This is a genomic window from Acidocella sp. MX-AZ03, assembly GCF_027626035.1.
Taxonomy (GTDB): domain Bacteria; phylum Pseudomonadota; class Alphaproteobacteria; order Acetobacterales; family Acetobacteraceae; genus Acidocella; species Acidocella facilis.
Genome location: NZ_CP110774.1, coordinates 1,520,998 through 1,532,776 on the forward strand (window position 1 = coordinate 1,520,998; position 11,779 = coordinate 1,532,776).

The following is an 11,779-nucleotide window of genomic DNA, read 5'->3' on the forward strand; positions in this document are numbered from 1 at the left end:
CCGCTTCGCATCGGAGCGGGTACATTCCTGAGACCGGGTGCCCACCCCGGCCGACCCTGTACCCCCTCCATGCTGGCTAATTTGCGGAGCGCTCGCGCCGTTAGGGCCTAAAATGTTCAGGAGGAAATAAATTGACGACCCGTATCAGATCCTTGCAACTGCGCCAGAAACTCATGTCCGTCGACGAGGCGGCGGCTCTGATTCCGCCCGGCTGTACGGTGGGGATGAGCGGTTTTACCGGGTCGGGCTATCCCAAGGCGGTCCCGCAGGCGCTGGCTAGGCGGATCGAGGCGGCGCGGGCCGGGGGCAATCCCTTCCGGGTGAAGATCTGGACCGGCGCCTCCACCGGGCCGGAGCTGGATGGCGCCCTGGCCAAGGCCGATGGCATCGAATTCCGGCTGCCGTTCAATTCCGACCCGATCGCGCGCGAGAAGATCAATAAGGGCGAGATGGAATATCTCGACATGCATCTCAGCCAGGTGGCGCCGATGGCCTGGCAGGGGTTTCTGGGCAAGCTGGATGTGGCGCTGATCGAGGTGGTCGGCATCACCGAGGATGGGTCGCTGATCCCCTCCTCCTCCGTCGGCAACTCCAAAACCTGGGTGGACCGGGCGGAGAAAATCATTCTGGAGGTCAATCACTGGCAGAATGAGGCGCTGGAAGGGGTGCATGACATTTATTACGGCACCGCTTTGCCGCCGAACCGGGTGCCGATTCCGCTGATCCGCCCGGATGACCGGATCGGCCAGACGACCTTGAAGTGCGACCCTTCGAAGGTCATCGCGGTGGTTGAGACCAATGCGCCGGACCGCAACCTGCCCTTCGCCAAGCCCGATGCCACCGCCAACGCGATTGCCGGGCATCTGATCGACTTCCTGGAGCATGAGGTGAAGATGGGCCGGCTGCCGGAGCATCTGCTGCCGCTGCAATCGGGGGTGGGCAATATCGCCAATGCGGTGCTGGCCGGGCTGAATGAATCGCGCTTCGAGAACCTCACCGCCTACACGGAAGTGATCCAGGACGGGATGCTGGACATGCTCGATAGCGGCAAGCTGCGCCTGGCCTCGGCCACCGCCTTCTCGCTCTCGCCGACGGCCGCGGAGCGGATGAATGACAATATGGCCGAGTATCGCAAACATATGATCCTGCGCCCGCAAGAGATTTCCAACCATCCGGAGCTGGTGCGCCGGCTTGGCTGCATCGCGATGAACGGGCTGATCGAGGCGGATATTTACGGCAATGTGAATTCCACCCAGATCATGGGCAGCCGGATCCAGACCGGCATCGGCGGCTCCGGAGATTTTGCCCGCAATGCCTACATCTCCATCTTCATGACCCCCTCCACCGCGAAGGACGGGGCGATTTCCTCGATCGTGCCGCTGGCGGCGCACGTGGACCATATCACCCAGGATGTGGCGGTGATCGTCACCGAGCAGGGGCTGGCGGATCTGCGCGGACTGTCGCCGAAGCAGCGGGCGAAGCTGGTGATGGAGAATTGCGCGCATCCGGATTACCGGCCGCTGCTGCAGGATTATTACCAGCGCGCCCGCCGGTTTTCCTATGGCCAGCAATCGCCTTGCCTGCCGGGGGAGGCGCTGTCCTGGCATCAGCGCTTCATCGAGACCGGCACGATGCGCCACTGAGCCACGCGAAGGCGCCCCTGCCTGGCAGAGGCGCCTTCATTGCATCGCTGGCATCATAAAAACCTTATAACTGGCACCATGAGCGCGCGCACCACACCCGATCAGCCGCCATTTCGCCTTGTATCAGCCGAAAATTCAGGCAATGCTGACGGCATGAGCGTGACACTCGGAGGTCTTTGCACAATGTTTAAACAAGCCTCCGTGAAAGCTTCCTATGGCCAAGACTGAGCGGGAATCGGTGTTCGCCCTGGGCGCGCGGTTGCCGCATGCGAGCGGGCTGACCACGATCATCGTACTGGCGGTGGCGCTCGCTTTGTGGGAGGCGGCCTCGCTGCTGCAACTTTTCCCGCCTGTCGCCCTGCCCTCGCCTGGCGCGGTCTGGCAGGCTTTCGTCATTCTCTTCAGCATCGGCTATGGCGGCCATACGATCTGGCTGGATATCGGCGCCAGCGCGCTGCGTGTGGCCATCGGCTTTCTTGGCGCGGTCGCCATCGGCGTGCCGCTGGGGTTGTTGATGGCGCGGGTGAATCTGGTGTTCCGCATCGTCGATCCGTTTCTGCAATTCATCCGCCCGGTGCCGCCTTTGGCCTATAACCCGCTGCTGGTGGTGTGGTTTGGCATTGGCGAGCTGCCGAAGGTGCTGCTGATCCTGGTCGGCACCATCCCGGTGATCATCATCGGCACCATTTCCGGGGTGAAGGCGACACCGCCTTTGCGCCTGGCGGTGGCGCGCACGCTGGGCGCCACACCACGGCAGATTTTCAATCTCGTCGTGCTGCCCTCGGCCTTGCCGGAAATCTTCACCGCGATGCGGGTGGGCATTGGCGTCGCCTGGTCCTGCCTGGTCGCGGCGGAGCTGATCGCGGCGGATCAGGGGCTCGGCTGGCTCGTGCAATATGCCGGCCAGGCCTTGCAGGTTGCGGTTGTCATCGCCGGCATCATCGTCATCGGCAGTCTCGGCTATGCGATGGAGCTGGTGATCCGGCTCGTCGAGGCGCGCATCGTGCCCTGGCGCGGGCGTGAGTGAAATTTCAAACAAGCAAGGGGGCATCATGGTGTTAGGAATCTTACGGGCGGCACTTCTGGGCGCGGCGGGCCTTGGCCTGGGCGCCCGAGCGGCGCTGGCCGCGAAGCCGGATGTGGTCATCGGCTATGAGAATAACGGCGCTGATCCCTATATGGTCAGCCAGGGCCAGGGACTTTTCCAGAAAGACCTCGATGCCAACGTGACGCTGAAATATTTCGATTCCGGACCGGCGGCGATGAGCGCGCTGGCCTCCAATTCGCTGCAATTCATGTGCGGGCTGGGTATGCCGCCTTTCGTCGCGGCACTGACGCAAGGCTTGCCGCTGGCGATCATCTATAACCAGGAGCGCTATACTTCGGCGGCCGGCATCGCCGTGCGGCCGGGAGCGGGGATCAATTCCATCGCCGACCTGAAGGGCAAGAAGATCGCCATCGTGCAAGGCTCGCAGGCGAGTTTTGAGCTGGCGACCTTCCTGGCGCAGGCCGGCATTCCCTTCAATGCCGTGCATCAGATCAACATGTCGCCGCCGGAAATGCGGGTCGCCTACACCACCAAGGCGATCGACGCGGCCATCGTCTGGGATCCGGTGTTCGATGCGTTGCAGGCGCAGGGCGCGAAAGTGCTGAAGACCGATGCGGACCTGCCGCGCGGCGCCTCCTCCTACAATATCTGCATCGCCAACACCAACTGGGTGAAGGCGCATCCGAACCTGACCGTGCAGTTCATCAAGGCGCTGGATGAGGGGGTGACCTACACCAAACAGAACCCGCAACAGGCGCTGGCGATCATGGCCCAGCAGGCCGGCATCGATGAGAAGACCGCCGCCACCGAGCTGAAAGGCTATGAGATCTTCTCGGCCAAGGACCAGGGCAGCGCGGATGTGATGGGCGGTGGCGCGTCCTCCGCCACCGGCAAGACGCTGTCGGCCACCTCCGACGTGCTGATGAAGATCGGCCGCATCATGACGCCGCTGAAAGACCCCGGCGCGGCGGTGGATGCCAGCTTCGCGGCGAAAGCGGCGCAGTAAAACATGCCGATCGAGATCGCGCACGTCACTAAAAGCTTCAAGGATGTACGCGCGCTGGATGAGATCTCGCTCACCGTCGAGGATGGCAGCTTCGTCACCATCCTCGGCGGCTCGGGCTGCGGCAAATCCACCCTGCTGAACATGCTGGCGGGGCTGGAGGCGCCGAGCACCGGGCGGATCACGCTCGATGGCCAGGAGATCACCGGCCCCGGCCCGGAGCGCGTGGTGGTGTTCCAGAAGGCCGGGCTCTATCCGTGGCTGAGCCTGCGCGACAATATCGCCTTCGGCTTAAGGCTGCGCGGGCGCTCCAACATCCCCTGGCGGGAGGTGGACCGGGTGATCGAGCTGATCGGGCTGAAGGGGTTTGAAAATCATCGCCCCTATGAGCTCTCCGGGGGCATGCAGCAGCGCGTCGCCATCGCCCGGGCGCTGGTGATGCATCCGCGGGTGCTGCTGATGGACGAGCCCTTCGGCGCGCTGGATGCGCAGACCCGCGAGACCATGCAGGCATTCCTCACCGAGCTGTGGGAGCGGATTCGCGCCACCGTGATCTTCGTCACCCATGATATCGACGAGGCGATCATGCTCGGCACCCGGCTGGTGGTGATGGGGGCGCGGCCCGGCCGGGTCTGCCTGGATGCGCCGGTGAAGCTGGGGCGCCCGCGCGGCTGGGACATGACGGCCAGCCCGGAATTTCTGGAGCTGAAACGCGCCGCCCGGCGGATTCTGGCCGGGCAGCCGCATTGAGCCCCCGCCCTTGCCTCCCAGCCCCGCTTTGGCTTAACCATGGGGCGCGCAAGCGGGTGTAGCTCAATGGTAGAGTCCCAGCCTTCCAAGCTGGCTGTGCGGGTTCGATTCCCGTCACCCGCTCCAAAGCGCGGATTTTAGCCCTCCGGGAGACCGGAACCGGTTTAAAATGCGCGACGGACAGGCCGGGGACTTGACATCCGGCGCTGCAAAGTGTGGAAGGCGCTTCCATGCTGGTACGGATAGGGGCGTAGCTCAATTGGCTAGAGCGCCGGTCTCCAAAACCGGAGGTTGAGAGTTCGAGACCCTCCGCCCCTGCCATCCCTATCCCAGCATTTTGCAGTTTTTGGAGAGTGGTCCGTCTTGGCGTTCAACGTGTTGAAATTCGCGCGCGAGGTTCGCACCGAGGCGAATCGTGTCACCTGGCCCTCCGGCAAGGAAACGGTGCAGCTCACCGGCCTCGTCCTGGCGATGGTGGTGATCATGGCCCTGCTGCTGCTCGGCGTCGATTCGCTGATCGGCTTTGGCATGCGCTCCCTCTTCGGCGCCTGAGATTAAGGAAGATTCGATGGCCAAGCGCTGGTACGTCCTGCACGTCTATTCCGGGTTCGAGAAAAAGATCGCCCAGCAGGTTAAAGAGCAGGCGGAGCTGAAGGGCTTTGCGGATCATATCGGCGACATCGTGGTGCCGACCGAGGAAGTGACCGAGGTTCGCCGCGCCCAGAAGGTGAATACCGAGCGCAAATTCTTCCCCGGCTATATCCTGATCAACATGGATATGACCGATGACACCTGGCATCTGGTCAAGGATATCCCGCGCGTCACCGGCTTTTTGGGCAGCAAGAACAAGCCGAGCCCGATCACCAATGCCGAAGCCGAGCGCATCATGAAGCAGCAGGAGGAAGGCACCGACCAGCGCCGTCCGGCTGTCATCTTCGAGGTGGGCGAGCAGGTACGCGTGGCCGATGGTCCCTTCACCAGCTTCAACGGCGTCGTCGAGGAAGTGGACGAGGAAAAGGGGCGCGTTAAGGTTTCTGTCTCGATTTTCGGCCGCTCCACCCCTGTCGATCTCGAATATGGGCAGGTTGAGAAGCTCTGATTCGGCAAGTCTGTCAGAATTTCTCACCATCTTGTAATTGCGGTTTAAGGCTCTATCTCTGGCTGCACATTTTGTGAGTCGGATGACGTGCCGGATACATCTTCTTCCTCTTCCCGGCGCCGCCTTCTGGTTGGCGCCGGTATTGTTGTCGTGCTGGTTGCCCTGGGCCTCTGGATCGTCAATTACCTGTTGGTCGGGCAATATATCGTCAGCACCGATGACGCCTATCTCGCCGCGGATTCCAGCCTGATCGCCGCCAAGGTCAGCGGCTATGTCGCGGACGTGGCGGTGAATGAGAACCAGGAGGTGACCAAGGGCCAGCTGCTGGCGCGCATCGACCCGCGCGATTACAGCAATGCGGTGCAGGGGGCGCAAGGCGCGCTGGCCGCCGCCGAGGCGGATGTGGCCAATGACCAGGCCCTGCTGACCCTGCAGCAATCCAAGATCGCCGCTGCCCAGGCCGCCCTGCAGGGCGATCAGGCCCGCCTCGCCTTCGCCACCCAGAATCAGCGCCGCTATAGCCGCCTCTCCAGCTCCGGCGCGGCGCCGGTGCAGACGATCGACCAGGCCGACACCTCGGTGCAGACCGCCCGGGCGGAGCTTGCCGCCGACAATGCCAGCCTGCAGGGCGCGCAGCGCCAGGTGGATGTGCTGAACGCCCAGCTCAAGCGCGCGCAGGCGGCGGTGACGCAGGCCCAGGCGCAGCTGGCCCAGGCCCAGCTCAATCTCGAACATACCGATATCCGCGCCCCCTTCGACGGGGTGATCGGCAACAAGACCGTGGCGGTGGGGATTATCTGCAGCCTGGCACGCAGATCATGGCGGTGGTGCCGCTGGATCAGGTCTATGTGACCGCGAATTACAAGGAAACCCAGATCACCCATGTGCATCCGGGGCAGGATGTGACCATCCATGTCGATGGCTTCCCCGGGCTGAAGGTGCGCGGCCATGTCAACAGCATCAACCCGGCCTCCGGCCAGGAATTCGCGCTGCTGCCGCCTGATAACGCCACCGGCAATTTCACCAAGATCGTCCAGCGCGTGCCGGTGAAGATCCTGATCGATCTGACCCCGCAGGAGATCGGCAAATTGCGGCCGGGCATGTCGGTGGAGACGGATATCGATACGCGCAGCGGCTCATGAACGCCGCCGCCGCCGAGACAGTCCCGCTGCGGGCGAAGATCGCGGTGATGGGGGCGCTGCTGGGCGCCTTCATGGCGGTGCTCAATATTCAGGTCACCAACACCTCGCTGCCGGATATTCAGGGCGGCATCGGCACCGGGCTGGATAATGGCGGCTGGATCTCCACCGCCTATCTGATCGGCGAGATCATCGTGATCCCGCTCTCCGGCTGGCTGGCCGGGGTCTTCTCGCTGAAGCGCTATCTCATCGCCAACGCGGTGCTGTTCCTGTTTTTCTCGGCCGCCTGCGGGCTGACCTCCAATTTCCCCGAGATGGTGGCGCTGCGCGCGCTGCAGGGGTTTTCCGGCGGGGTGCTGATCCCGCTGGCGCTGGTCTGCGTGCTGACATTGCTGCCCCCGCACGCCCGGCCGCTCGGGTTTTCGATGTTCGCGCTGACCGCGACCTTCGCGCCGGCGATCGGCCCGAGCATCGGCGGCTGGATCACCGATGCCTATGGCTGGCGCTATATCTTCTACCTCAATCTGGTGCCGGGCGCGATCATGCTGCCGGCGCTGATGTGGGGGCTCTCACCGGCGCCGATGCATCTGGACCGGCTCTGGAAGGGCGACTGGGTCGGCGTGTTCACCATGGCGATCGGGCTGGGCTGCCTGCAGACCGTGCTGGAGGAAGGCAACAAGGATGACTGGTTCAGTTCCGGCTTCATCACCAAGCTGTCGGTGATCTCCGCCGTGGCGCTGGTCTGGTTCCTGGTCCAGGAGCTGCGGCCGGGCAACGAAACGCCGCTGGTCAATCTGCGCCTGTTCGCGCGCTGGAATTTCGGCTTCTCCTCGATCGCCAATTTCATGCTGGGCTTCGTGCTCTATTCGGCGGTGTATCTGATCCCGCTTTATCTGGCCGTGGCGCATGGCTACAGCGCCGCCCAGTCCGGCGCGGTGATGGCCTGGATCGGCCTGCCGCAGCTGCTGATCATCCCCTGCATGCCCTTTCTGATGAAGCGGGTGGACCCGCGCCGGCTGCTGAGTTTGGGGTTTCTGCTCTTCTTCGTCAGCCTGCTCTGGAACCTCAATCTCGGGCCCAATGATAGCGGCCCGCAGCTTTTGATCCCGAATTTGATCCGCGCCGTCGGCCAGGCGATGGTGTTCCGCCGATCACCATGATCGCCACCGCCGGCATCGCGGCGCAGGATGCGGGCTCGGCCTCGGCTTTGTTCAACATGCTGCGCAATCTGGGCGGGGCCATCGGCGTGGCGGTGGTGGAGACCTTCGTCACCAACCGGGAAAAATTTCATTCTTTCATCATCAACCAGCATGTCAGCCTGCTGCAGCCAGCGACGCGCCAGACCATCGCCGCCATGCAGCATTATTTCGAGGCGCATGGCATGTCCGATCCGGCGGCGGCGCGGCATCAGGCGATCATTCTGCTGGGCGAGACGCTGAAGCAGCAAGCCAATTATTTCGCCTATGGCGATGCGTTCGGGCTGCTGGCCATCGGCATGCTGGTGGCGCTGCTGGCCTCCTTCTTCATCCGCCGGCCAAGCGGACCGGCGGCCCCGGGCGGGCACTGAGCCGAATCCGGTTTTTGCTGCATCGCAGCAAAAGATTTCAAAAGTTATGCGCCGCCTTGGAGCGGCGTTTCATGACAAAGCTCAATGCAGGGTGGTGTCAGGCCGGGCATTTGCGTCTTCTCGATAATCGATTAGGATTCGTAAAAAGAAGAGGAGGTCCATATGGCTCGAGTTGCATTGGTAACGGGTGGAACGCGCGGCATCGGTGCTGCGATCAGCATCGCGCTGCAGAAGGCGGGGCGGCTGGTGGTGGCGAGCTATGCCGGCAACACGGAAGCCGCTGAGGCCTTTCACAAGGAAACCGGGATCGAGGTGATCAAGTTCGATGCCGGGAATTACGATCAGAGCGTCGCCGCGGTGAATGAGATTGCCGCCAAGCATGGCGCCATCGAAATTCTGGTGAATAATGCCGGCATCACCCGCGATGCGGTGCTAAGCAAGCAGAGCCGCGAGATGTGGGATGCGGTGATCGACACCAATCTCGGCTCCTGCTTCAATCTCTGCAAGGCGACCTTCGATGGCATGAAGGCGGCGAAGTTCGGGCGGATCGTCAATATCGGCTCGATCAACGGCCAGGCCGGGCAATATGGCCAGGTGAATTATGCCGCCGCGAAATCCGGCATCCATGGTTTCACCAAGGCGCTGGCCCAGGAAGGGGCGCGCTATGGCGTGACCGTGAACGCGATCGCGCCGGGCTATGTGGATACGGACATGGTGCGCGCGGTGCCGCCGGATGTGCTGGAGAAGATCATCGCCAAGATCCCGCGCGGGCGGCTGGGCAAGGCGGATGATATCGCGCGGGGGTGTGCTTCCTGACCGCCGACGATGCGGATTTCGTCACCGGCTCGACACTCTCCATCAATGGCGGGCAGCATATGTATTGAAAGTTTTTGGGGTGCAGCCCTTTTTTCAAAAAGGGCTGCAAAACGTTTGGGCGTTGGCAATGTCGTTGCCAACGCCCCAAACGTTTCTGGGGTGTTTTTGAAAAAACACCCCAGACCCCGAAAAACTTTTACAACTCAGGTATCGAGATTGGCGACCTTGAGGGCGTTGTTGACGATGAATTCGCGGCGCGGCTCCACCACGTCGCCCATCAGCGTCGAGAAGATCAGGTCCGTGCCCTCGGCGTCCGCAATCTTCACCTGCAGCAGGCGGCGCGCCTGCGGGTCCAAAGTGGTCGCCCACAGCTCTTCCGGGTTCATCTCGCCCAGGCCTTTGAAGCGGCTGATCACCAGCCCCTTGCGGCCATGCGCCAGCAGCGAATCCCACATCGCCGCCGGGCCATACACCGGCTTCGCGGTGCCGCCATCGATGGACAGGGTGGCGTCGACATTGAACAATTCCGCCATGCGCTCGGCCCGCTCGGCCAGATAGCGCGCCTCGGCCGTGCGCAGCACCGCCGCATCCAGCGTGTAATGCTCGGCGACACCGCGCACGGTGCGGCCAATCTTCAGCCCATATTCGTCCGAGGTGGCGACCCAGCCGCGCTCATTGGGCAGGGAAATCGCGTTCAGCCGGGCAGCCAAAGCCGCATCCTTGCCGGCATCGTTCAGCGCCGAGAGCGACATCAGCCCGGAAATCGCGACCTGCTCCAGATAGGTCTGCGGCAGCGTGTTCTCCATGCCGCGCAGCCGGTGCACGAGCTGGCCGATCCACACCGCCGCCTCGCGCAGCTCATCGCCGGAAATATCCCGCCCGCCGCTATGCAGCACCGAATCGCCCAGAGCGCGTTCGAGCAGGAAGGCCTCCAGCGCCGCGTCATCCTTCAGATAACGCTGATCATTGCCGCGCTTGGCCCGATAGAGCGGCGGCTGCGCGATATAGAGATAGCCCTGCTCGATCAGCTGCGGCATCTGCCGGTAGAAGAAGGTGAGCAGCAGCGTGCGGATATGCGAACCGTCCACGTCGGCGTCGGTCATGATGACGATGCGGTGATAGCGCAGCTTGGCGGCGTCGAACCCGCCCTGGTCGCTCTCGCCCCGGCCGATGCCGGCCCCAAAGCGGTGATCAGCGTGCCAACCTCGGCGCTGCTCAGCATCTTGTCGAAGCGGGCGCGCTCGACATTGAGGATCTTGCCCTTCAGCGGCAAAATCGCCTGGTATTTCCGGTCCCGCCCCTGTTTCGCGGAGCCGCCGGCGCTGTCACCCTCGACCAGGAACAGCTCGGATTTCGCCGGGTCGCGCTCCTGGCAATCGGCCAGCTTGCCGGGCAGCGAGGAGATGTCCAGCACGCCCTTGCGGCGGGTCAGCTCGCGGGCCTTGCGCGCGGCCTCGCGGGCGGCGGCGGCGTCCATCACCTTCTGGACGATGTTCTTCGCTTCCTTCGGATGCGTCTCGAACCAATGGCTCAGCGCATCGGCCACCGCCGCCTGCACCACCGGCTGCACCTCTGAAGAGATCAGCTTGTCCTTGGTCTGGGAGGAGAATTTCGGGTCCGGCACCTTCACCGAGAGCACGGCGGTCAGGCCTTCGCGCATATCCTCGCCGGAGATGTCGGCATTATCCTTCTTCCCGGCCATGCTCTTGGCATAGTTGCTGACGACGCGGGTGAGCGCGCCACGGAAGCCGGCGAGATGGGTGCCGCCATCGCGCTGCGGAATGTTGTTGGTGAAGCAGAGCGTGGTCTCGTGGTAGGAATCGTTCCAGATGCAGGCGAATTCCACCTTGATGCCGTTCTCCTTCGCCTCGCTGGCGGCGGTGATCGGGGCGGGCAGCAGCGGGGTCTTGGCGCGGTCCAGCCAGAGGCAGAATTCCTTCACCCCGCCCTCATAATGGAACTGGTTTTCCTGGAAGGGCTGGTGGCGCTCATCGCGCAGCACGATGGCCAGTCCGGAATTCAGGAAGGCCAGCTCGCGCAGCCGGCGCTCGAAAATCGCGTAATCGAACTCGGTATGGGTGAAGGTGGCGGCGGAGGGCTTGAAGCTGACCTCGGTGCCGTTGGGATGGTCGGATGGCCCAACCACTTTCAAAGGCTGCACCGTGTTGCCGTTCTCGAAGCGGATGAAATGCTCCTGGCCGTTGCGCCAGATCCGCACCTCCATCCAGTCCGACAGCGCGTTGACCACCGCCGCGCCGACGCCGTGCAGGCCGCCGGAGACCTTGTAGCTGTTCTGGTTGAACTTGCCGCCGGCATGCAGCTTGGTCAGCACCACTTCGGCGGCGGAGACGCCTTCTTCGTGGTGGATATCGGTGGGGATGCCACGGCCATCGTCGCGAATGGTCATCGAGCCATCGCCGTTGAGCACCGCCTCGACCCGGCTGGCGAAGCCGGCCTGGGCCTCGTCCACCGCGTTATCGATGATCTCGAAGCCCATATGGTGCAGGCCCGAGCCATCATCCGTGTCGCCGATATACATGCCCGGCCGCTTGCGGACGGCATCCAGCCCCTTCAGAACACTGATCGACGCGGCGTCATAGGCATCGTCTTGCGGGGTCGGCTGCGGCGTATCGGACATAATCTGGGTCAGGCTCCGGACTCGGGATGGGAGCCAGTTTTATACAGGATTTCGCCACGAAAGCCTAATGCCGCCG

General features: G+C 63.2%; 10 protein-coding genes, 2 tRNA genes and 2 pseudogenes. 13 read left to right on the forward strand and 1 reads right to left on the reverse strand.

Annotated elements, in window-relative coordinates:
- The first annotated feature begins 131 nt into the window (after positions 1-131).
- From GT370_RS08585 to phbB, 13 genes and pseudogenes are all read left to right on the forward strand, one after another.
- Positions 132-1,643: an acetyl-CoA hydrolase/transferase family protein gene (locus GT370_RS08585; protein WP_008492186.1), complete on the forward strand. Its 1,512-nt coding sequence runs from the start codon at positions 132-134 to the stop codon at positions 1,641-1,643.
- 214 nt (positions 1,644-1,857) lie between these two features.
- On the forward strand, positions 1,858-2,670 hold the full coding sequence (locus GT370_RS08590) for an ABC transporter permease (RefSeq protein WP_008492185.1): 813 nt from the start codon (positions 1,858-1,860) through the stop codon (positions 2,668-2,670).
- Positions 2,671-2,695: 25 nt separating this feature from the next.
- On the forward strand, positions 2,696-3,697 hold the full coding sequence (locus GT370_RS08595) for a taurine ABC transporter substrate-binding protein (protein ID WP_008492184.1): 1,002 nt from the start codon (positions 2,696-2,698) through the stop codon (positions 3,695-3,697).
- A gap of 3 nt (positions 3,698-3,700) precedes the next feature.
- Positions 3,701-4,444: an ABC transporter ATP-binding protein gene (locus GT370_RS08600; protein WP_008492183.1), complete on the forward strand. Its 744-nt coding sequence runs from the start codon at positions 3,701-3,703 to the stop codon at positions 4,442-4,444.
- Between the two features lie 52 nt (positions 4,445-4,496).
- Positions 4,497-4,570, forward strand: a tRNA-Gly gene (locus GT370_RS08605).
- A gap of 118 nt (positions 4,571-4,688) precedes the next feature.
- Positions 4,689-4,765 (forward strand) — tRNA-Trp (locus tag GT370_RS08610).
- Positions 4,766-4,819: 54 nt separating this feature from the next.
- Entirely contained in the window at positions 4,820-4,996 is a 177-nt protein-coding gene (gene secE, locus GT370_RS08615) for a preprotein translocase subunit SecE (protein WP_234731477.1), read from the forward strand.
- 16 nt (positions 4,997-5,012) lie between these two features.
- Positions 5,013-5,543, forward strand: coding sequence for a transcription termination/antitermination protein NusG (nusG, locus tag GT370_RS08620; RefSeq protein WP_008492181.1), 531 nt, complete (start codon positions 5,013-5,015; stop codon positions 5,541-5,543).
- A gap of 150 nt (positions 5,544-5,693) precedes the next feature.
- A complete protein-coding gene (locus GT370_RS08625; RefSeq protein ID WP_270184229.1) occupies positions 5,694-6,395 on the forward strand; it encodes an HlyD family secretion protein in 702 nt (233 codons plus the stop codon).
- A complete protein-coding gene (locus GT370_RS08630; protein WP_270184230.1) occupies positions 6,362-6,685 on the forward strand; it encodes an HlyD family secretion protein in 324 nt (107 codons plus the stop codon). Before GT370_RS08625 ends, GT370_RS08630 begins: the two co-directional genes overlap by 34 nt.
- Complete coding sequence (locus GT370_RS08635; protein ID WP_270184231.1) at positions 6,682-7,842, forward strand: DHA2 family efflux MFS transporter permease subunit; 1,161 nt, start codon at positions 6,682-6,684, stop codon at positions 7,840-7,842. The genes GT370_RS08630 and GT370_RS08635 overlap by 4 nt, the downstream gene beginning before the upstream one ends.
- Complete coding sequence (locus GT370_RS08640; RefSeq protein ID WP_270184232.1) at positions 7,839-8,249, forward strand: hypothetical protein; 411 nt, start codon at positions 7,839-7,841, stop codon at positions 8,247-8,249. The genes GT370_RS08635 and GT370_RS08640 overlap by 4 nt, the downstream gene beginning before the upstream one ends.
- Positions 8,250-8,411: 162 nt before the next feature.
- Positions 8,412-9,133 (forward strand): annotated as a pseudogene (phbB, locus tag GT370_RS08645) (acetoacetyl-CoA reductase).
- A gap of 135 nt (positions 9,134-9,268) precedes the next feature.
- Here the strand turns inward: phbB and gyrB are convergent.
- Positions 9,269-11,703: pseudogene (gene gyrB, locus GT370_RS08650) on the reverse strand (DNA topoisomerase (ATP-hydrolyzing) subunit B).
- Positions 11,704-11,779: the final 76 nt, after the last annotated feature.

Bases quoted from the DNA above. Each gene is read 5' to 3' on its own strand.
- GT370_RS08600 (WP_008492183.1), top strand. From the start codon at position 3,701: ATGCCGATCGAGATCGCGCACGTCACTAAAAGCTTCAAGGATGTACGC.
- GT370_RS08590 (WP_008492185.1), top strand. From the start codon at position 1,858: ATGGCCAAGACTGAGCGGGAATCGGTGTTCGCCCTGGGCGCGCGGTTG.
- GT370_RS08640 (WP_270184232.1), top strand. From the start codon at position 7,839: ATGATCGCCACCGCCGGCATCGCGGCGCAGGATGCGGGCTCGGCCTCG.
- GT370_RS08635 (WP_270184231.1), top strand. From the start codon at position 6,682: ATGAACGCCGCCGCCGCCGAGACAGTCCCGCTGCGGGCGAAGATCGCG.
- nusG (WP_008492181.1), top strand. From the start codon at position 5,013: ATGGCCAAGCGCTGGTACGTCCTGCACGTCTATTCCGGGTTCGAGAAA.
- GT370_RS08595 (WP_008492184.1), top strand. From the start codon at position 2,696: ATGGTGTTAGGAATCTTACGGGCGGCACTTCTGGGCGCGGCGGGCCTT.
- GT370_RS08630 (WP_270184230.1), top strand. From the start codon at position 6,362: ATGGCGGTGGTGCCGCTGGATCAGGTCTATGTGACCGCGAATTACAAG.